This window comes from Bacillus sp. TH22, from assembly GCF_016651015.1.
GTDB classification, from domain to species: Bacteria; Bacillota; Bacilli; order Bacillales; family Bacillaceae_G; genus Bacillus_A; species Bacillus_A mycoides.
This window is the reverse complement of the sequence record NZ_JAEKER010000001.1, coordinates 4,391,291-4,411,514: the sequence shown is the minus strand read 5'-3', so window position 1 is coordinate 4,411,514 and position 20,224 is coordinate 4,391,291. Positions and strand designations below refer to the sequence as shown.

At 36.6% G+C, this 20,224-nt stretch carries 23 protein-coding genes and 1 riboswitch; of the genes, 10 read left to right on the top strand and 13 right to left on the bottom strand.

The genetic code is table 11. The features are described 5' to 3' along the window. Window positions 1–104: 104 nt before the first annotated feature. Window positions 105–629: a GrpB family protein gene (locus tag JFU18_RS22575; protein WP_002138216.1), complete on the bottom strand. Its 525-nt coding sequence runs from the start codon at window positions 627–629 to the stop codon at window positions 105–107. A gap of 68 nt (window positions 630–697) precedes the next feature. Next, on the bottom strand, window positions 698–961 hold the full coding sequence (locus tag JFU18_RS22570; RefSeq protein ID WP_002014945.1) for a YqkE family protein: 264 nt from the start codon (window positions 959–961) through the stop codon (window positions 698–700). A 201-nt stretch (window positions 962–1,162) separates the two neighbouring features. Between JFU18_RS22570 and JFU18_RS22565 the strand changes: the two genes are divergently transcribed. Both JFU18_RS22565 and JFU18_RS22560 read left to right on the top strand, forming a co-directional pair. Continuing rightward, window positions 1,163–2,752, top strand: coding sequence for a bifunctional metallophosphatase/5'-nucleotidase (locus tag JFU18_RS22565; protein ID WP_201034291.1), 1,590 nt, complete (start codon window positions 1,163–1,165; stop codon window positions 2,750–2,752). Window positions 2,753–2,921: 169 nt separating this feature from the next. Then, window positions 2,922–3,233, top strand: coding sequence for a ferritin-like domain-containing protein (locus JFU18_RS22560; protein ID WP_113937126.1), 312 nt, complete (start codon window positions 2,922–2,924; stop codon window positions 3,231–3,233). A 49-nt stretch (window positions 3,234–3,282) separates the two neighbouring features. Here JFU18_RS22560 and JFU18_RS22555 read toward each other — a convergent pair whose 3' ends face one another. After that, window positions 3,283–3,759 carry a ribbon-helix-helix domain-containing protein gene (locus tag JFU18_RS22555; protein WP_002014948.1) on the bottom strand — a complete coding sequence of 159 codons (477 nt, stop codon included), beginning with the start codon at window positions 3,757–3,759 and terminating at the stop codon, window positions 3,283–3,285. Between the two features lie 131 nt (window positions 3,760–3,890). On the opposite strand from JFU18_RS22555, the gene JFU18_RS22550 reads away from it, so the two are divergent. Further along, window positions 3,891–4,889 carry an alpha/beta fold hydrolase gene (locus JFU18_RS22550; protein WP_201034292.1) on the top strand — a complete coding sequence of 333 codons (999 nt, stop codon included), beginning with the start codon at window positions 3,891–3,893 and terminating at the stop codon, window positions 4,887–4,889. 119 nt (window positions 4,890–5,008) lie between these two features. Then, complete coding sequence (locus tag JFU18_RS22545) at window positions 5,009–6,328, top strand: Na+/H+ antiporter family protein (protein ID WP_002138221.1); 1,320 nt, start codon at window positions 5,009–5,011, stop codon at window positions 6,326–6,328. A 25-nt stretch (window positions 6,329–6,353) separates the two neighbouring features. Here JFU18_RS22545 and JFU18_RS22540 read toward each other — a convergent pair whose 3' ends face one another. Together JFU18_RS22540 and JFU18_RS22535 are read right to left on the bottom strand one after the other, a co-directional pair. Beyond that, entirely contained in the window at window positions 6,354–7,280 is a 927-nt protein-coding gene (locus JFU18_RS22540; RefSeq protein ID WP_002014951.1) for a LacI family DNA-binding transcriptional regulator, read from the bottom strand. A 248-nt stretch (window positions 7,281–7,528) separates the two neighbouring features. Beyond that, window positions 7,529–8,023: a GNAT family N-acetyltransferase gene (locus tag JFU18_RS22535; RefSeq protein WP_201031737.1), complete on the bottom strand. Its 495-nt coding sequence runs from the start codon at window positions 8,021–8,023 to the stop codon at window positions 7,529–7,531. An 82-nt stretch (window positions 8,024–8,105) separates the two neighbouring features. Here JFU18_RS22535 and JFU18_RS22530 point away from each other — a divergent pair, with 82 nt between their 5' ends. Then, entirely contained in the window at window positions 8,106–9,029 is a 924-nt protein-coding gene (locus JFU18_RS22530; protein WP_002014993.1) for an alpha/beta hydrolase, read from the top strand. 10 nt (window positions 9,030–9,039) lie between these two features. Here the strand turns inward: JFU18_RS22530 and JFU18_RS22525 are convergent, their stop codons facing one another. Beyond that, window positions 9,040–9,285: a DUF2552 family protein gene (locus JFU18_RS22525; RefSeq protein WP_002014992.1), complete on the bottom strand. Its 246-nt coding sequence runs from the start codon at window positions 9,283–9,285 to the stop codon at window positions 9,040–9,042. Window positions 9,286–9,569: 284 nt separating this feature from the next. Between JFU18_RS22525 and JFU18_RS22520 the strand changes: the two genes are divergently transcribed. The 5 genes from JFU18_RS22520 (at window position 9,570) to ribH (ending at window position 13,844) form a co-directional block, all read left to right on the top strand. Continuing rightward, on the top strand, window positions 9,570–9,776 hold the full coding sequence (locus JFU18_RS22520; protein WP_001151582.1) for a CDGSH iron-sulfur domain-containing protein: 207 nt from the start codon (window positions 9,570–9,572) through the stop codon (window positions 9,774–9,776). Window positions 9,777–9,966: 190 nt separating this feature from the next. Next, a riboswitch (FMN riboswitch) is annotated at window positions 9,967–10,110 on the top strand. 309 nt (window positions 10,111–10,419) lie between these two features. Beyond that, window positions 10,420–11,532 carry a bifunctional diaminohydroxyphosphoribosylaminopyrimidine deaminase/5-amino-6-(5-phosphoribosylamino)uracil reductase RibD gene (gene ribD / locus JFU18_RS22515; RefSeq protein ID WP_201034293.1) on the top strand — a complete coding sequence of 371 codons (1,113 nt, stop codon included), beginning with the start codon at window positions 10,420–10,422 and terminating at the stop codon, window positions 11,530–11,532. Continuing rightward, complete coding sequence (gene ribE, locus JFU18_RS22510) at window positions 11,514–12,158, top strand: riboflavin synthase (protein WP_002088492.1); 645 nt, start codon at window positions 11,514–11,516, stop codon at window positions 12,156–12,158. Before ribD ends, ribE begins: the two co-directional genes overlap by 19 nt. 12 nt (window positions 12,159–12,170) lie before the next feature. Beyond that, entirely contained in the window at window positions 12,171–13,364 is a 1,194-nt protein-coding gene (gene ribBA / locus JFU18_RS22505) for a bifunctional 3,4-dihydroxy-2-butanone 4-phosphate synthase/GTP cyclohydrolase II (protein ID WP_201034294.1), read from the top strand. Between the two features lie 18 nt (window positions 13,365–13,382). After that, entirely contained in the window at window positions 13,383–13,844 is a 462-nt protein-coding gene (gene ribH / locus JFU18_RS22500) for a 6,7-dimethyl-8-ribityllumazine synthase (protein ID WP_000230892.1), read from the top strand. A gap of 23 nt (window positions 13,845–13,867) precedes the next feature. On the opposite strand, the gene JFU18_RS22495 is transcribed toward ribH, so the two are convergent. From JFU18_RS22495 to bioA, 7 genes are all read right to left on the bottom strand, one after another. Then, the gene (locus JFU18_RS22495; protein WP_002088493.1) at window positions 13,868–14,188 is read right to left on the bottom strand and encodes a hypothetical protein; all 321 of its coding nucleotides are present in this window, start codon (window positions 14,186–14,188) and stop codon (window positions 13,868–13,870) included. 182 nt (window positions 14,189–14,370) lie between these two features. After that, entirely contained in the window at window positions 14,371–15,369 is a 999-nt protein-coding gene (gene bioB / locus JFU18_RS22490) for a biotin synthase (RefSeq protein ID WP_201034295.1), read from the bottom strand. A 1-nt stretch (window position 15,370) separates the two neighbouring features. Then, the gene (gene bioC, locus JFU18_RS22485) at window positions 15,371–16,180 is read right to left on the bottom strand and encodes a malonyl-ACP O-methyltransferase BioC (protein WP_201031740.1); all 810 of its coding nucleotides are present in this window, start codon (window positions 16,178–16,180) and stop codon (window positions 15,371–15,373) included. Then, the gene (locus JFU18_RS22480) at window positions 16,146–16,886 is read right to left on the bottom strand and encodes an alpha/beta fold hydrolase (RefSeq protein WP_137058363.1); all 741 of its coding nucleotides are present in this window, start codon (window positions 16,884–16,886) and stop codon (window positions 16,146–16,148) included. The genes bioC and JFU18_RS22480 overlap by 35 nt, the downstream gene beginning before the upstream one ends. Then, window positions 16,883–18,070: an 8-amino-7-oxononanoate synthase gene (bioF, locus tag JFU18_RS22475; protein ID WP_201031741.1), complete on the bottom strand. Its 1,188-nt coding sequence runs from the start codon at window positions 18,068–18,070 to the stop codon at window positions 16,883–16,885. Before bioF ends, JFU18_RS22480 begins: the two co-directional genes overlap by 4 nt. Continuing rightward, window positions 18,036–18,764 (bottom strand): dethiobiotin synthase, encoded by a 729-nt coding sequence (gene bioD, locus JFU18_RS22470; protein WP_201031742.1) that lies wholly within the window; start codon window positions 18,762–18,764, stop codon window positions 18,036–18,038. The genes bioF and bioD overlap by 35 nt, the downstream gene beginning before the upstream one ends. After that, window positions 18,764–20,197 carry an adenosylmethionine--8-amino-7-oxononanoate transaminase gene (gene bioA, locus JFU18_RS22465; protein ID WP_201034296.1) on the bottom strand — a complete coding sequence of 478 codons (1,434 nt, stop codon included), beginning with the start codon at window positions 20,195–20,197 and terminating at the stop codon, window positions 18,764–18,766. Before bioA ends, bioD begins: the two co-directional genes overlap by 1 nt. Between the last annotated feature and the right edge of the window lie 27 nt (window positions 20,198–20,224).

The following is a 20,224-nucleotide window of genomic DNA, read 5'->3' as shown; positions in this document are numbered from 1 at the left end:
TTTTTATAAACCACCACTTTATTTCAACAAGATTTATTCAAAATGTCAAAACATACGTACAGTTTACATAATAATTTTATACCCCTTTAGAAAATAACATGAACTCAGTCGTTCACGTTACTTTCTATCCATTTCTTCGCTTTTTCATCAACATTACGTACAAATTCATTTTTTCCTTCTGTATACAACGTGCCATCATATGTATATTTTTCAGCTAGTTCTTTCTTTAAAGTCGCATACGCTTCTGCTTCTTCACAATGAGCCATCATATAATCACGAAATGCTAAATGCCTTACTATCTCAGGATTTCCTTTTTCAAATACGTGTAAGTGATACGAGCGTTTTTCCTCAGTCCCATGAATAAAATAACGACGTCTTGAAATACCATTTTCCCCTTTTACGATGTAACCAAGCTCTTTAAAACGTTCATTCCAATGATCTACTCTGTCGATACTCTCTACTTCCATAATCATATCTATAATTGGTTTAGCTGCCAGTCCTGGCACTGACGTACTTCCAATATGATGGACTTTCACCATTTCTGGCATCGCCGATTTTAATCTTTCGGCTTCCATTTGGAATTTCTCACTCCAATGATTTTCATACGGAACGACTACAATTTCCCTCATTCTAACTCCCCTTTTCTTACAAACTCGTCAAAAAAATGATCAGCGGCATTTCACTGATCATTTTTTTATTATTTAAAGTCTTTCCAAGTAAGGCTACTTTCACTTAACAGTTCTTCAAATGATTTATTCTTTTCACGTTCTTTTTGTTCCTTACGCTTTCTTTCTTGTTCTGCTGCCTCTTTTTTCTCTTCTCTCACTTGCAACTCTTTTTTCTTATTCTTTAATTGTTGCATTAACGAATCGTTCAATTGATCACCTAGTGTAAGTGATTCTTTCTCTGGTTGATTCATTTGAGAGTGTCTTTGTGTTTGTCTTTGCTTCTTTTTCTTCATACTATTCACCTTTTACTTTTTTCTCCATTATAGAGGATACATGGCGAAATCGACAATAAAAAAGGTTCCCTACTCTATTATTTATCTTTTGTAAATATGTTAATTTTTCGAAAAAACTAAATTTTTATATAGATATAATCCTAGTAATCTATTAAAATTATGTCGTATGATGTCAGATTATAAAAAAAGGAGAAATTAATTATGTGGAAAAAAATTATTCCTGCTGTTGCTGTTTTAAGTACTATTACTTTTTCAAGCGTATTCGCCGCTCCTCCATCTCAGACTCCTGCCGAACAAAACCGATACATAGACGTACAAATGCTTGGTATTAATGATTTACATGGTCAACTAGATACTGTAAAAAAAGTTAACAATAAAGAAGCTGGTGGCGCTGATTATTTAGCTACTTATTTAAAAGAACGCAAAAAACAAAACCCTAATACACTTCTCGTACATGCCGGTGATATTGTCGGAGCCAGCCCACCAGTTTCCGCATTATTACAAGACGAACCAACAATTGAATTTTTAAATGACTTAAAGTTTGATGTTGGTACAATCGGAAACCATGAATTTGATGAAGGTATCGATGAAATGAAACGCCTCATTTACGGTGGATATCACGAAAAAACAGGAAATTTCAAAGGAGCAAACTTCCCTTATGTCGCTGCAAACTTCTATAATAAATCAACTGGCCGCTTATTTTTACCACCATTCACTGTAAAAATAGTTGACGGAGTTCCTGTAGGGTTCATTGGAGTTGTTACAACGGATACACCGAATGTCGTTATGCCTACTATGCTAAAGAATGTACAAATTACTGATGAAGTAGAGGCTATTAATAAATCCACACAACAATTAAAGCGTCTCGGCGTTAAATCTATCGTAGTCCTTGCACATGTCGGCGGAACAACTGATGAGTCTGGTGTAACAAATGGAGACCTCACTCGAATTGCAAATGAAACAGATCCAGAAGTCGATGTTATTTTCGGCGGACATAGTCATACGTATGTAAATGGTACTGTAAATAATAAACTTATCGTGCAAGCGAATTCTTACGGAATGGCTTTTTCGGACGTAGATGTAACAATTGATAGAAAAACAAAAGATATTGTGAAGAAAAAAGCTGAAGTTATTACAACGTACCATGAAGGTGTAGAGCCTGATAAACAAGTAAAACAAAAGTTAGATCAATATAAAGAAAAAATCGCACCTCTTGTAAATGAAGTAGTCGGAAAATCTACAGCACCTATCGACCGTAAACAAAACGATGCTGGTGAATCTACACTTGGAAATTTAGTTGCGGATGCCCAGCGCCAAACTATGCAAACACAAATCGCTCTTATGAATCCTGGTGGAATTCGTAATGATCTAGACGCTGGAGATATTACATGGGGCGAATTATACGGCATTCAGCCTTTCGGAAACCAATTAATTAAAGTAGATCTAACAGGTCAAGATATTCGTGATATATTAAATCAACAATGGCAAAAAGGAGCAACGAGAATGCTTCAAATTTCAGGTATTCAATACACTTGGGATGCAAATAAACCAAATAACGAAAAGGTTACGAATATCCGTTTAACAAATGGTGAAGAATTAGTTCCCTCTAAAACGTATAGCGTAGTTGCAAATGCTTTCCTAGCTTCTGGCGGTGATGGATTCGTATCCTTTAAAAATGGAAAAAATGCTGAAACTGGTCCAAACGATTTTGAAGCATTAGTCGATTATGTAAAACAAGTGACAGAACCAATTCAGCCGATTATTGATGGACGTATTCAAAAAAACAATTAAATACTATTCAAACTAGTGCGTGACACTCGAAAGAAGAAGCTCCTTTTATATGCAAGGAGCTTCTTCTTTTAGAGTCATACGTATTGTCATTTTTCTAGTGCAGTAAAGGATACGCACATAGCCCCTTGTTTCTTCGTAGTATATAGAAAACTATAATGGGAAGATTTGTATGTATTTCTATCAAACAATGACGATACATTGTATCGACAAACACATTCGTAGTATTGAGAAAGCAATTAATGGAGAATATAGCGCCATTCATTTTTATGCTAGATTAGCTACTTTAGCTCCAGACATAAATGAACGAACTCAAATCCTTGAAATTCGGCAAGATGAGCAACGAACAGTTGATTTTTACTTAGAAATTGCTGACGGAACGACAAATCAACAAGTGAAAGAAACATTTCAGCGCGCAGCAGCTGATGAACAAAATCATGCCGTTTGGTTCCTATATTACTTTTCGAAACAAAACAAAAAATGAAATAAAAGAAAGGATACACGCTCTTATATGGAACATAGTATCCTTTCTTTTATTTCTCTGGATACGTTTCATGATTAACATCATACCGTTGCAAAAACTCCTGTAGTGCTTCTTCTACAATTTTAGACTTTTGAATCCCTTTTGATTCCGATATAACATCTAGTCTTGCTAATACTTCTATATTAATCGAAAAGGTTCGTTTCTTTTTCTCTGTGCTCTTACTTATAATTTGAACACTTACTTCTTCTCTTTTTCTTAGCAATTCATAAATGCTTTGTAATTGTTCATAAATTAGTAATTGATAGTCTGTTTTTGCATATTGAAGGGCAGTAGCTTCTTGTATTTGCAAATGACGTGGCTCTTCACCATCACCTATAAAGATACGTTTTTTCTGCTCTCCATCATATTCATATCCAATCACCCTTAATTTCTTTGATAATGTATATGGGCTCATTTCAAGCCGTTTCGCTATAATAGCGATTGATTCGCGTCTATTTAAAGAATCAATAATTTCTCCAATCGTCACATTCTCCCTCCTCTCTTAATCGCCTAAACTTGAAATCAAACCAGTATGTTATGATACAATGATTTTCTAGTAGTATATGCAAAAGAAAGAGCCTGTGCGATTCATACCATTTAAGAAAAGGAGGTTTACATATGCTTTTTCGTAGCCATACCCCTCGGTTTTACAACGAAAAGAAGCGACTAATCCCTAACAGTATCGCTACGATAGAAAGCGTTATGATTAATGACCGGAAACAATCTCTCCTTATACGCGGCCAAAACGTGGATCAGCCTATTTTATTATGCTGTCACGGCGGTCCTGGTATGGCACAAATCGGCTTTATTCGCCATTTTCAAAAAGAGTTAGAAAAGCACTTTATCGTTATTAATTGGGATCAGCGAGGGGCAGGTAAATCCTTTTTATGGCGGGACATCCAAACAAATCTTACGATTGATCAATTTTTTTCAGATGCAAAAAAGGTTATTCAATATCTTCTCAAACGCTTTAATAAGCAAAAACTATTTCTCGCTGGTCATTCTTGGGGAAGTATTATCGGACTACAAATCGCTAATCAATGTCCCGAATATATAGAAGCATACATCGGCATCGGTCAAATCGTACATATGAAGCAAAATGAAGAATTACTATATCAACATTTAATTAGCTCTGCCAAAAAGCATGACCATAAAAAGGCATTAGCTTCTCTTTTAAAATTAGGGAAACCACCCTTTTTAGATACGAGACGCCTCATTATTCAAAGAAAGTGGCTTGGTACATTCGGAGGAGCAATCCAAAATGGATCTTCCTTTTCTTTCATACGAAAAGGCTTCTTTTCTCCTGAATATACGCTATTAGATTGGTTCAAATTTCTCGCAGGAAATTTAAAATCCGGAGTTTTATGGGAAGAGATGCTGACAATCGATTTCTTTTCATCTATTTCAAGTTTATCTGTTCCTGTTTATTTTTGTTCTGGTCGCTATGATTATCAAACTCCTTATGCACTCGTTCAACAATATTGCGATATCATTCAAGCTCCTATTAAAAAGATGATTTGGTTTCCAAACTCGGCACATTCTCCAGATTTAGAAGAGCCTGAGTTATTTGCTAAATCTTTACAATCAATTAAACAAGAACTATCTTTTCAACATTAATAACAAAAGGCGCTTTTACATTTCATAGAAAACATTTTATAATGATATGTCGCAAGTATATGTCACTACAAACACTTGCTTGCCTTAACAGAATAAAAATTAGGGAGATTACATTTATTATGAACGCTGTACTCATCGCAGTAGCAGTCATGCTACTGCTTAGTTTGTTACGTGTCCAAGTCATTGTCGCCATTATCGTTGGAGCTTTAACAGGCGGACTTATCGGCGGACTCGGTATTTCAGAAACAATTAGTACTTTTACAGCCGGTCTTGGGAACAGTGCTCCTATCGCATTAAGCTACGCAATGCTCGGTGGATTTGCTATTTCCCTTTCAAAAACAGGACTTCCTGATGCAATGATCCAATCAGCTTTAAAATGGATCGGCAACGAACAAGACACGAAAAAACAAGTCTATTCTAAAATACTTATATTATTTATCATTTTAACAATGGCTTGCTTCTCACAAAATATTATCCCTGTTCATATCGCTTTCATCCCAATCTTAATTCCAGCACTTTTAAAAGTATTAAATGAGCTGAGGGTGGATCGTAGGCTTGTAACATGTCTTATTACATTTGGGTTAATTACCCCTTACATGTGGGTTCCAGCAGGGTTCGGAAAAATTTTTCATGACGTATTGCAAACAAATGCTGCGCAAAGCGGTCTTACATTTGATGTCGCACTTATTCCAAAAGCGATGACTATTCCAGCAATCGGTATGATTATCGGATTATGTGTAGCGGTTTTCATTACATACAGAAAACCACGTACATATGAAACAGAACAAATTCATGCTGCACAGAATGAAATCGTTCCCTATACGAAAAGAAGCATTACTTTGGGTTTATTATCAATACTCGCTACATTAACTGTGCAATTAGCAACAGAATCAATGATTTTTGGTGCTTTAGCAGGTATTATCGTCTTATCAGTTAGCGGTAGCCTCCCTCTTAAAGAAGCCGATGCTATTTTAACGAGTGGAATGCGTATGATGTCCTTTATCGGATTTGTTATGATTTCTGCCGCTGGATTTGGCGCTGTTCTTCGAAAAACTGGACATGTTGAATCGCTTGTGCAAACGAGTGCACATATAATCGGAAATAATAAACCGCTTGCTGCATTTCTTATGCTCATTATTGGACTTCTCGTTACGATGGGAATTGGCTCTTCCTTTTCAACCATCCCAATCTTAACAACAATTTTCGTACCGTTATGCGTCCAGCTCGGATTTAGTCCCATGGCTACAATCGCAATTATCGGTACAGCTGGTGCACTTGGTGATGCAGGTTCTCCAGCATCTGATAGTACACTTGGACCAACGTCTGGTTTAAATGCTGATGGTCAGCACCATCATATATGGGATACATGTGTCCCAACATTTCTACACTATAATATACCGTTACTTATATTCGGCTTTATTGCCGCAATTACACTATAAAAGGTGCGTTTTAAAAACGCACCTTTTACTTTGTTGTTTCTCTCTCAATGCACCTAAATTCTGTTTCCACTTCTTCTTGTCGCACTTGTTTCTTCTTTATTTTTCCTATTAACTGTTGAAAAGCTATTTCCCCATTTTCTTCGATATAACTTCCAATCGTCGTTAATGATGGACTTATCCATTCACCCTCTACACTCCCGTTAAATCCAATGATTTGTAACTTACCTGGTATATGAATATTAAGAGTTTTCGCCGCCCTGATTAGCTCAATAGCGACCTTATCACTTGAAGCTACAACCCCATCTATGTATGGATGCTTTTGTAACAATTCAAGAAACTGTTGATTCGTATACCCTTGTACAATTTCCTCTCGATAAGAAAGTCCTTCTTTCCAAGCAGTATCTAGAAATCCTGCCACATGCTCTTCCATTTCTTCACTCTCTACTCCCTCACCGATATAAGCAAGAAACTGGCAGCCTTTCTCTTTTAATAAAGAAACAGCTTTCTGTCCACTTTCATAATAGCTCATAAGAGATTGTCGTTCTTCAAGCACAGCGAAAGGAAGTGAGATTTCTCCTATACTTCGAAAAACAGATTTCGTCATTATAACGCCTGCAATGTTATTTTGTTCCAACATATCTATGTATCTATTCTTATTTTCTATATTACAAACTATTACTTGATACCCTTCTTTGTATGCTATTTCCTCAACGAAACGGAGCAAAGTGATGTATGATGGATTATGCAAATTATCTACAAGTAATGCAATCACCGTTGAAGGCTGTTTAAATAAAGGCTTTGCTGTAGCATTCGGTCTATAATGTAATTCTTCAATTGCTTTTTTTACTTGTTTCACCGTATCTTCATGGACATATCCTTTTTCGTTAATGACTCTTGAAACGGTTGCGACTGAAACACCGGCCAATTTTGCAACATCACGTATAGTTGCCACATCGTCACCCCTTAATATGGTAATAGATTACAATTTTAAATTAAACCAAAATATAACATTCGTCAAGGTTATTGTTTTATATTTCTGAAAATTGTTACACAATTTCCACTCTACTCATAAAGTGAAACTTTAATCAGTGGGGGTTTTGTTCATCCCCCACTGATTATTAGTTGAACCAATCGGGCGTTTACGGGCAGTGGATCTCCCACCTAACTTCTTTGCTCCAACTGAATTTTGAGGTGGGAGTTTTACTGCCCGTTAATGCGGGAGAAAATATACTCCAGCTGAATTTCATGTGAAATCGCGATATTATCATAACCAATAAACGGAATTTCTTTCTTTATTTTTCGTGCTTCCTTTACCGCATCAATATACAAGTTCGTCATCATGAAGTTACGTTTTTGATAAAAACGAAGTGCGTTCATATTATCATTCGTCGTAATAAGCCACACTTTTTTACATTCGTTCTCTTTTGCCACTCGCAATACACAATCCACCAGTTTTGTACCAATCCCCTTCCCTTCCTCAAAACTATTTAACGATACAATTTCACACATGTTTTCTATCACTTTATATGTTATAATTCCCACTATTCTGTTATTTCTAAGTGCAATAAAACCAGGTAATTCTTCTAATTGATGTACTCTGCCTCGCGAGACCATCATTGAGCTTCCCCAGTTTTCACACATAAAATCCTGAATTGCTTCTTTCATTTCTGGTGTGATTTTTTGTATATGAACCATACACGATTTCTCCCCTTTTCACATCATTGTGATACAATGTTAGTGTATCACATGTAGAGGTATTTGGAGGATGAGGTAAAGTATGAAACGTTTTTTTACAGCATTGTTTACTATACTAGGTGCACTAACTGCGATTGGGATTTTCTTTACAAATAAAGTTATGTACTTGAAGAAAAAAACAGAGGAAGAAGTTTTAGAACGCGAAACGAAAAAGCATTTTCATTTGGACGATTTTAAGGCTATTCAAAAAGAAGAGGTTCACATCCCTTCTCAATTCGGATACGAACTTCACGGATATTACATGCCAGCTGGTCATTCCAATAAATTTATGATTTTTTGCCACGGTGTGACTGTAAATAAAATGAATTCCGTTAAATATGCAAACTTATTTTTAAATAGAGGATATAACGTATTTATTTATGATCATCGCCGTCATGGTAAAACCGGTGGTAAAACAACAAGTTATGGCTATTATGAAAAACATGATTTAAAGTCAGTAGTTGACTGGCTAAAAGATCGTTTCGGAACGAATATTACACTCGGAATTCATGGTGAATCTATGGGTGCTGCAACTCTTCTTCAATATGCAGGACTTGTAGAAGATGGTGCTGATTTTTATATTGCTGATTGTCCTTTCTCTGATTTTTATGGACAGTTACAACATCGTTTGAAAGTTGAGTTTCATTTGCCAAAATGGCCTTTATTACCTTTAGCAAATGCCTTTTTAAAAGTTCGTGATGGCTATACAATTCGTGAAGTTTCACCAATTGATTGTATAAAAAATATTAACAATCCGGTTCTCTTTATTCATAGTAAAGATGATGACTATATTTTATCTGATATGACGAAATCACTTTATGAAGCGAAAGAAAATAATAAACAGCTTTATATTGCAGAACATGGTGCACACGCTTGCTCTTATAATGAAAATAAAGAAGAGTACGAAGATGCCATCGATCAATTTTTAAACACATATGTAAAAGAAACAAAAAACAGGCTTGCATAAGCCTGTTTTTTTACTGCGCTAAAACGTCTGTAACTTGTTCCATATTTTCAGAAATCCACTTTACTGCCTCGTCTAGCGTTGGGAATTCCGTCGTTTGAAAAGTTACCTCATCTTGAAGTAACCAAACATCTTTCGGTTCTTGTCCTACACCTGCGATTGACCAATGAAGTAAACTATATGGATGATTATCATTCAAAAATGATGCCCATGTGCGCTCATTTGCAATATTTTGTAGTGTGTGTAATTTTTTATCCATCTTTCGTCACCTTACTCTAGTCAGTTATAAAAACTATTATAACACTCTCTTCTCTCTCAAACAAAGTGCTCTTTTTATCCCGCTATTTGCGGGCAGTAAGACTCCCACCTCAAAATTCAGCTTAGGCAAAGAAGTAAGGTGGGAGATTAACTGCCCGTAAACGCCCGATTGGTTGAACTAATAATCAGTGGGGATGCCCCCACTGATTAAAGTTTCACTTTATATTGTCAAGTACTCTCCCTAATTATATGATGAGAGTAAGCGTTTGGAAAGGAGGGATAACGTTGGCAAAAGTACAAATTAAAGTGAATGATAATGGCTCTTTTCGCGTTACAGGGGACGTGGAATTAGTTGACTCACAAGGGAATGTATTCCCAGCAAAACCAGCATTTTCTTTATGTCGTTGTGGTTTATCAAAAAACATGCCTTATTGCGATGCTTCGCATAAAGGAAAATTCGAGTCTGTTGTTAGAGCACCAGAGGCAGAATAAATATTTAAAGAGCATGCACATTTATTTGTGTATGTTTTTTCTTTTGATCAAAGCCTATACAGCCCTTCCCCTTTCAACATTTCTATTACTTTCGTCCCCATTCAAATCGGCATATATTTTCAAACAATTCTTCACATTCGAACATTTTTTACTATGCTTTTTTCTTTTTTGTGCTATAATGTGAGCAAACAACATCCTTCGGGGTCGGGTGAAATTCCCAACCGGCGGTGATGAAGCGATAGCTTCTAAGTCCGTGACCCGTTTTCAACGCGAAAACGGTGGATCTAGTGAAACTCTAGGGCCGACAGTATAGTCTGGATGGGAGAAGGATATGTTTTCTAGTAATTTTATATAGCGAATACACTTTTATTTCAGTATGCATATTTTTAAAGTTTCATTTTGAATCTTTATATATGTTTTATTTTGTATACTTATGTTTCTATACTGAAATAAAAAGATACGACTAGCGTTGAAAGAATTTGATATTTTGCTAGGTTTTTTCCTTATGCCAAAATATCAGTCATCGTTAGGTTTCTTTCCTATACTTTCGTATTCGAACTATATTTCTAGAAATCACGTCTCCCAAACCCCAAGGATATAAAATCCTTGGGGTTTTTTGATTTTTTCAGGAGAGGTGAAAAGAATGACAGATCAAGAATATATGAGGATTGCCTTGCAGTTAGCACAAGGAACATCGGGACAAACAAGCCCAAATCCTATGGTTGGTGCCGTTGTTGTTAAAGATGGGGAAATTGTTGGAATGGGTGCCCACATGCGTGCTGGTGAAGAACATGCTGAAGTTCATGCTCTTCACATGGCTGGTGAAAGAGCAAAAGACGCTACCGTTTATGTAACACTTGAACCGTGTAGCCATTTTGGAAAAACACCCCCTTGCTGTGAATTACTCATTGAAAAAGGAGTTCAGCGTGTTGTAATTGCTACTCTTGATTGCAATCCCCTCGTTTCCGGAAATGGAAAAAGGAGATTAGAAGAAGTTGGAATCGAGGTAACTACTGGTGTTCTTGAGGCGGAAGCCACTTTATTAAATCGATACTTTTTTCACTATATGAAAAAGAAACGTCCCTTTGTAACAATAAAAACAGCAATGAGCTTAGATGGAAAAACAGCAACTGTAACCGGTGAAAGTAAGTGGATTACAGGCGAAGAAGCACGCGCTGACGTTCACCAATATCGTCATATACATGATGCTATCCTAGTCGGTGTGAATACAGTTCTAACTGATAATCCACACTTAACAACACGAATTCCAAACGGAGGTAAACATCCTATACGCGTTATTTTAGATACCCACTTACGAACGCCGCCATCTTCTCATGTCATAACAGATGGCTTAACTCCGACATGGATTATTGTCGGTAAGGATGTAAACAAAGAGAAAATAGCGTCTTATGAATCTAACAATATAGCTGTATTCCAAATGAAAACACAGCAAATTGAAATACAAGATGTCCTATCCCTGCTCGGTGAGAAACAAATTCTTTCTCTGTTCGTTGAAGGTGGTCAAACGGTGCATGCAAACTTCTTAAAAACAAATAATTTTAATGAAATCGTGACCTATATAAGCCCGAAATTAATTGGTGGAAAAGATGCACCCACCTTATTTGGCGGAGCTGGTTTTTCGAAGGTACAAGATGCACTTTCCTTAACAATTCAAGAGATGAAACAAATCGGTAATGATATAAAAATTGTTGCAACCTTAAAAAGCGAGGTGACGGAATGTTTACAGGAATCGTAGAAGAGTTAGGAACGATATCAAGCATGACTCAAAGTGGTGAAGCAATGAAGCTAACTATTAGCGCAAAGCAAATTCTATCGGATGTCAAATTAGGTGATAGTATTGCAGTTAACGGCATTTGCTTAACAGTAACTACTTTTACGACTACTTCATTCACTGTCGACGCAATGCCTGAAACAATGAAAGCAACATCACTTCGTATGCTAAAGCCAAGTGCCAAAGTGAATTTAGAACGGGCGATGGCTGCAAACGGACGATTCGGTGGACATTTCGTCACCGGACATATCGATGGCATCGGTACGATTTTAACTAAAAAACAACATTACAATGCCATCTATTACAAAATAGCAATTTCTGATGAATTACTACGCTATTGTTTGCATAAAGGATCCGTTGCTGTTGATGGCACTAGCTTAACAATATTTGATATAGACGAATCTTCAATTACAATTTCACTCATCCCCCACACAGTAAGCGAGTCTATAATCGGAGAAAAAAAAGCCGGGGACATCGTAAACATTGAGTGTGACATGATTGGAAAATATATTGAACGCTTTATCTCAAAGCCCGCAAAAAGAACTGGTTCAATGACCGAAAGCTTTTTACAAGAAAACGGATTTCTATAAGGAGGAAGCACAATGTTTCATCGTATTGAAGAAGCTCTAGAAGATTTAAAACAAGGAAAAGTTGTTATCGTATGTGATGATGAAAACCGAGAAAATGAAGGCGATTTTATTGCTTTAGCAGAGTACATTACACCAGAAACGATTAATTTTATGATTACACACGGTCGTGGTCTCGTTTGTGTACCCATTACGGAGGAGTACGCAGAACGTCTACAGTTAGAACCAATGGTATCTCATAATACAGATTCACATCACACTGCGTTTACAGTGAGCATTGATCATGTTTCTACAACAACAGGGATTAGTGCTCATGAACGTGCAACTACGATACAAGAATTGTTAAACCCTGCATCAAAAGGCTCTGATTTCAATCGCCCTGGACATATCTTTCCATTAATTGCGAAAGAAGGCGGTGTACTGCGCCGTGCTGGTCATACAGAAGCCGCTGTCGATTTAGCCAAACTTTGCGGAGCAGAACCAGCTGGAGTCATTTGCGAAATTATAAATGAGGACGGTACGATGGCACGTGTACCTGATTTACTAGAGTGCGCAAAACAATTTGATATAAAAATGATTACAATAGAAGATTTAATTGCTTATCGCCGCCATCACGAAACACTTGTGACAAGAGAAGTGGAAATTACATTACCTACAGATTTCGGTACTTTCCATGCAATTGGCTATTCTAACTCATTAGATATGAAAGAACATATCACGCTCGTAAAAGGTGATATTTCAACAGGCGAACCTGTACTTGTACGCGTTCATTCAGAATGCTTAACAGGAGATGTATTTGGTTCGTGCCGCTGTGATTGCGGACCACAGCTACATGCTGCACTTGCTCAAATTGAGCGTGAAGGAAAAGGTGTTCTTCTCTATATGAGACAAGAAGGACGAGGAATTGGCCTTCTGAATAAGCTTCGCGCTTATAAGTTACAAGAAGAAGGGTTAGATACTGTAGAAGCAAATGAAAAACTTGGGTTCCCAGCTGATCTTCGTGATTACGGTATTGGCGCTCAAATTTTAAAAGATTTAGGCTTACAAAGTTTACGATTATTAACGAATAATCCACGAAAAATTGCTGGCTTACAAGGTTACGATTTAGAAGTAACCGAGCGTGTACCGTTGCAAATGCCAACAAAAGAAGAAAATAAAACGTATTTACAAACGAAAGCAAGCAAATTAGGACATTTACTAAACTTATAATTAAGGGAGAGATACATTATGGTATTCGAAGGTCATTTAGTTGGTACAGGATTAAAAGTTGGGGTTGTTGTTGGACGTTTTAATGAGTTTATTACAAGTAAGTTACTTGGCGGAGCTTTAGATGGATTAAAGCGTCACGGTGTAGAAGAGAATGATATTGATGTTGCATGGGTTCCTGGTGCATTTGAAATTCCTTTAATCGCTAAAAAGATGGCCAATAGCGGAAAATATGATGCTGTTATTACATTAGGTACAGTAATTCGCGGTGCTACAACACATTACGATTACGTTTGTAATGAAGTAGCAAAAGGTGTTGCGTCTTTATCACTACAAACGGACATTCCAGTTATTTTCGGTGTATTAACGACAGAAACAATTGAACAAGCGATTGAACGTGCAGGTACAAAAGCTGGTAATAAAGGATATGAATCGGCAGTTGCTGCGATCGAAATGGCTCATTTATCAAAACAATGGGCTTAAAAAAGAGGCTACGGCCTCTTTTTTTATTTTCTCACCTTTTTTCGTACATCTTCTATTAATTCATCCATCGTTTTTCCTTCTGTTTTTATACGAAGAGCTTGTGCTGTTCTCCACACATTTTCTCTCTTTTCCGCTTCTTCTATAATAGAAATTTCCTTCCTCACTTCTTTTAAATCTTTTCCTTCTGTTTCAAGCCCAAAATGTTCAGCTTTCGTTCGAAAATGCTGTTCAATTCTTTGTTGCATTTCTTTTTGTTCAGGATTTTCAGCCGCCTTAACTGGATCAGCACTTATCGCTTTTATTAAAATCAGACAGGTCATAATAGTTAATATGTATTTGTACATGTAAAATCCTCCAACCCGATATAAATTACATTTTTACTATGTACAATTAGGGCTTGGAAAATTCGTCCACAAAATTATTTTTCTCGTCCAAAAGTGACTACTATCAAGCATTAATGGACTTTTATTACATTTTATTTACAAAAAAAAAGCAACCCCTTTAAAGAGTTTGCTTTTCATCTATCTTATAGCGCACATTCTTCAATCTCAAATCCTAAATCTTCAATCATACCCCAGTCCGCAGTCGGCTCTTGTCCAGCTGTTGTTAAATAGTCCCCGACAAAGATAGAGTTTGCTGCAAATAAACCAAGTGGCTGTACAGAACGTAAATTAAGTTCTCGACCACCTGAAATACGAATTTCTTTTGTTGGATTTACAAAACGCATCATCGCCAGCACTTTTAAACATTCTACAGGTGTTAATTCTTTTTGTCCTTCAAGCGGAGTACCCTTTACAGCAACAAGGAAATTACATGGAATAGAATCCGCATCTAAACGTTGTAATTCAAATGCAATTTCAGCGCGCTGTTCAATCGTTTCTCCCATTCCGAAAATTGCTCCAGAGCATGGAGAAATACCGGCTTGCTTCGCTTTTTGGACTGTATCAACACGATCGTCATACGTATGCGTTGAACAAATGCTATCATAATTGTTGGCATGCGTATTTAAATTGTGATTATAACGATGCACACCAGCTTCTGCTAACTGACCTGCTTGATCTTCATTTAAAAATCCTAAACAACAGCAAATTTTTAAATCTGTCGTTTCACGAATTTCCTTAACTGCTCCAATAACGTGATTTACTTCTTTATTCGTCGGACGACGACCAGATGCAACAATACAATATGTACCTGCTTTACGACGAATTGCTTCGTGCGCTCCTTCAACAATTTTCTCTTGTGTTAACCATGCATACTTATCAATCGGTGCTTCTGAAATAATAGACTGTGAACAATACCCGCAATCTTCAGGACATAATCCAGATTTCGTATTTATAATCATGTTCAACTTTACTTTCTTACCAAAATGATGATGGCGAATGATGTAAGCTGCATTCATAATTTCTAAAACTTCTGTATCATCAGCTTCTAATATTGCAATTGCATCTTCTTTCGTAATCATTTTCTCTTCTACTACGTCGTATGCAAGTTTTTTCCAATCCCTTTTTATTTGTACTTGTTTCATTTCATCTCTTCCCCTCTTTTGTTATATACGTAAATAAAGCATGATATGTTGCCATTATCCCTTCTTTTTCCGTGAAGTCTCTTTCATATATACGAAGCATCGTACGAAAGAGTGAAGGGCTTTGACAATAAGACTCTTCATTACTATTGGTCGCTCCTACTTTTCGAATAGAATGTAGAAACTCCCTAACTTCTGCAAATCTTTCTATGTAACATGTTTCAGAAACATGTACATTTCCTAATGAATTTTTGCATATATTCACTAACTGTTCTTTCGAAACGAATCGTTGTCCTATTGAAGTACAATTGTGTATCCCCTTTTCTTTCTTAGCACGCTGAAAAGACGTATGCAATTCTTGAAAAGTCGTATTACCAAACGTGGAAAATAATAATGTTCCTTCTTCAGACAAATAGTTAAATAAATTTTTCACTGTCTCTTTTAAATCATTAAGCCATTGAAATGTAGCATTTGAAATGATGACATCATATGGATTTTCTAATTTTAATTGTTCAATATCTTCACATCGAAACATCACATTTCCCAAACTTTTTCTAGTTTTCGCGACTGCAATCATCTCATCAGCAAAATCCACAGCTGTAATATGAGCTTTCGGAAATAAATTTGATAATTGCTCTGTTACATATCCTGTCCCGCATCCAAGTTCTAAAATACGTATCGATGATGTTTCACTATATCGTTCCTTCAATGTAGAAAGTAACGAATGCGCCATCTTTTTTTGTACATTTGCATATTGATCGTAGGATACAGCCGCCCCGTTAAACCGTTTTTGCAGTAACGTTTTGTTGATCATGTCGTATCCCCTCTACAAATTGAATAATTTCATTTGCGCAATATTCAAAATTCGTTACACATAATGCATGCCCAGCACCGCTTACTACCTTTAGATTGACATTCGTATTATTCGCCATACTATGGGCTGCAGACAATGGACATATTACATCCTGCTCTCCATGAAGGAGTAACAGCGGGGCTTTCATATCTATTACTTCATTTCTCATATCTGTTTCTATTAAATAATCTAAGCCTAATTGTAAAGACTGAATCGAGTCTCCTTTAAACTTCAGCGCAATCTCTTCAAAATTCGTATTCTCCTTCAGCTCACTTTTTGTAAACATATTTTCATAGAAACGCTTCAAAGTATCTTCTTTCTTTCTCGTTAAATTCTTTTTCATACGTTCTACATGCAGGGAATTCCATCCACTTGTATAGTCACTTGTATTGGTAAATTTAGCGGTACCACCAATTAGCACCATACCTTTCGCCTTAATCTTTTTATAAGCTTGTACTGCCGCTAACGCTCCTAGTGACCATCCAACTAAAATTACATTTTCATCCTGCGCTACATCTATTATTCGCCCCGCAAATTCACTTTGTTCTTTCACGTTACGCCAATCTATACATTGAACAGAATATCCTTTAAAATACGGCAGAACCAAAGTCCAAACACCTTCTTCCATTCCCCATCCTGGAATAAAAATAAGCTTTAGCTCTTTCATACTAAAAACCCCTCTTCTTTACCAATACGTATAATATGCTGAATAGCCCATTTTAAATCGGCTATTGTATGTTGTGACGTAACTGCAAAACGGACTCGAGAACTACCAACCGGAACAGTCGGCGGACGAATTGCAATGGCTGCGATACCTACCTCTTGTAACCTTTCACTAAACCGTAAAGTATTTTCATTTGACCCAACTACAATCGGTACAATATGAGTTGAGCTATTCCCAATATCAAAACCAGCTTCTTGTAAATGCGTCCTGAAATATGCACCATTCTCTATAAGTCGCTCTCTTCTTTCGTTATCTTCTTTCACAATTTCAATTGCTTTTCGGATCGCCCCTAATGTTCCTGGTGGTAAAGCTGTAGTAAAAATCAAGCTTCTCATCATATTTTGTAAATACTCTATATAAATGGAATCACCCGTTAAATACGCACCATAACACCCTAAAGCCTTACTAAACGTCCCCATATGTATATCAATTTTTTGAGCGATATCTTTTTCTATATGAGATAGTCCAGCTCCACCGATTCCATATATTCCACTTGCATGTGCTTCATCAACTATAATGATTGCCCCGTATTTCTCTTTCAGCTGAACTAAGCCTCTCAAATATGCAATATCTCCATCCATACTAAAAATCGTATCTGTTACGATTAATTTTCTCTTTTCTGGTGACGCTATTTGCAACATCTTTTCTAAATGATCCAAATCATTATGACGATATCTTTTATGCTCTGCTCCGCTTAATATAATTCCATCAACAATACTTGCGTGATTTAATTTATCACTAAAAACCATATCGTGACGACAGGCTAAAGCAGATATAGCACCTACATTTGCTGTATACCCACTATTTACAATTAATGCTCTTTCAGTACCTTTCCAGTTGCATATAATTTTCTCAACCTCTTCATACAATGGATAATTTCCTACAACGAGACGAGATGCTGTCGCTCCAGTTCCATATTTTCTCGTGCAGGCAATAGCAGCTTCTTTCAACCTTTCATCTCCAGCTAATCCTAAATAATTATTCGATGCTAAATTTAGCATCTTTTTCTTATTTCGAATAAGCCATGTCTCTTCCGCTTTCTCTGTTACATGTAAATTACGATACTGCCCTTGCTCCTTTAATTGTTCTACTTTAGATTGAAGATGCGTGCGCCACATTTGATTCATTTTGGATGAGCTCCTCTAATTTTGAAATCATAATATGCTCTTTTGCCGCCCCTAATAATTCTTCCTTTGTAAACTCTCCTTCAAGGAATGGTAATAACCCTAAAACCGGCACGCCACTTAACTCCTCAATCATTATTTTATTTTCTTGCACTCTTTCTTTTTCATATCCTTTACATCCAGATAAAATTACACCTGCTACTTTTAATCCATGTGCTTTTGCATAAGAAATTGTTAAAATAGTATGATTAACTGTCCCAAGCGTAGGACGCGCTACTACAATAAGAGGAAGCTGTAATTCTTTTGCAAAATCAATCACTAAAGCATCTTCTGTATATGGAACTGCAAGCCCACCAGCCCCTTCTACAAATAGGCTATTAAACTTTTTTAGCAGTTCATTATAGTGAGCAGTAATTTCTTTTAACGTTACTGTCCTTCCAGCTCTTTTCATGGCAAGTCTCGGAGCAAGTGGTTCTTCAATGGAATAAGGACAAATTTCATCTTCTTCTGTCGGTACACCCGATAATGCTTTTAATCTTGCTGCATCACCCTCAGGATTTGATGCAACATGTCCACTTTGCAACGGTTTATATACACCAACATTATGTCCACGCTCTCGAAATATACCTGCCAATGCTCCTGTCACTACCGTTTTGCCAACTTCTGTATCCGTTGCCGTTATAAAGAAACCACTCATTACTCTCCCTCCGTAACATCCGAGATTGCTTTATATAAAATGCGTAACATCTCATCAATCTCAGCCACCGTAGATGCAAGAGGAGGCATAAATACAATCGTATTACCGAGTGGTCGCAAAATCATGCCCAGCTCTCTTGAACGTTTACATACTTGAACGCCGACTCTTTCTGTCCATTCAAACGATTCTTTCATTTCCTTATTCTTCACAAGTTCAATACCAACCATTAGCCCACACTGACGAATATCTCCTACGTGCTTATATTCATTAAGATCTTCTAATTGTGCCGCTACATATTCTGCTTTATACGCAACATTTTCTATTAAATTAGTTTTTTCATATAGTTCTAAATTTGCAATTGCTACGGCACACCCTAACGGATTCCCTGTATAACTATGACCATGGAAAAACGTTTTTTGTTCTTCATAGCCTCCTAAAAAGGCATTATAAATTTCATCTGTCGTTACCGTAATTGCCACTGGTAAATAACCACCTGTTAAACCTTTTCCGGCTGTTAAAATGTCTGGCGTTACATCCTCGTGTTCACATGCAAACATTTTCCCGGTACGCCCAAATCCAGTCGCTACCTCATCTGTAATAAATAATACATTGTATTTTGTACATAAATCGCGAAGCCCTTTTAAGTATCCTTTTGGCATTGTAATCATCCCACCAGCACCTTGCATTAATGGCTCCACAATAATAGCTGCTACTTCTTCATGTTTTTCTTGTAGCATTTCTTCCATTTCTTCTAAATGTTTCTTTACAATTTGTTCCTTATTATCTCCATAAGGAGAACGATATGTATATGGATACGGCATTTTAATTGCCTCAAATAATAGTGAACTATACACTTGGTGAAACAAGTCTATTGCTCCTACTGAAACAGCACCTATCGTATCACCGTGATATGCTTCTTTTAATGTAACAAATCTTTGTTTTTTCGGTTTTCCTTTATGCTGCCAATATTGAAAGGCCATCTTAATTGCAATTTCAACGGCGCTAGAACCAGAGTCTGAATAGAATACTTTCTTCAAACCTTCTGGTACAACTTCAATTATTTTTTCTGCTAATAAAATAGATGGAACGTTAGCAAGTCCTAGCATAGTAGAATGAGCAATTTTATTTAATTGCTCGCGAATTGCCTCATCTAGTTCTGGTACTTGATGCCCATGAACATTTAACCAAATAGATGAAACACCGTCCCAATATTCATTTCCATTTACATCGTATAGCTTTCTTCCCTCTCCACGTTCAATAATGACAGGATCTTCTTCTAAATAATCTTTCATTTGTGTAAATGGGTGCCATACGTAATCTTTATTCTTCTTCGATAATTCTTCATATGTATAAGACGATTTTTCACTCGTGTTACTATTAATAGCCACAATTGTCACCCCTAATGTTAACTCATTTATAAATATAGTTAACATTAAAAACAAATGACTGTCAATTATTTT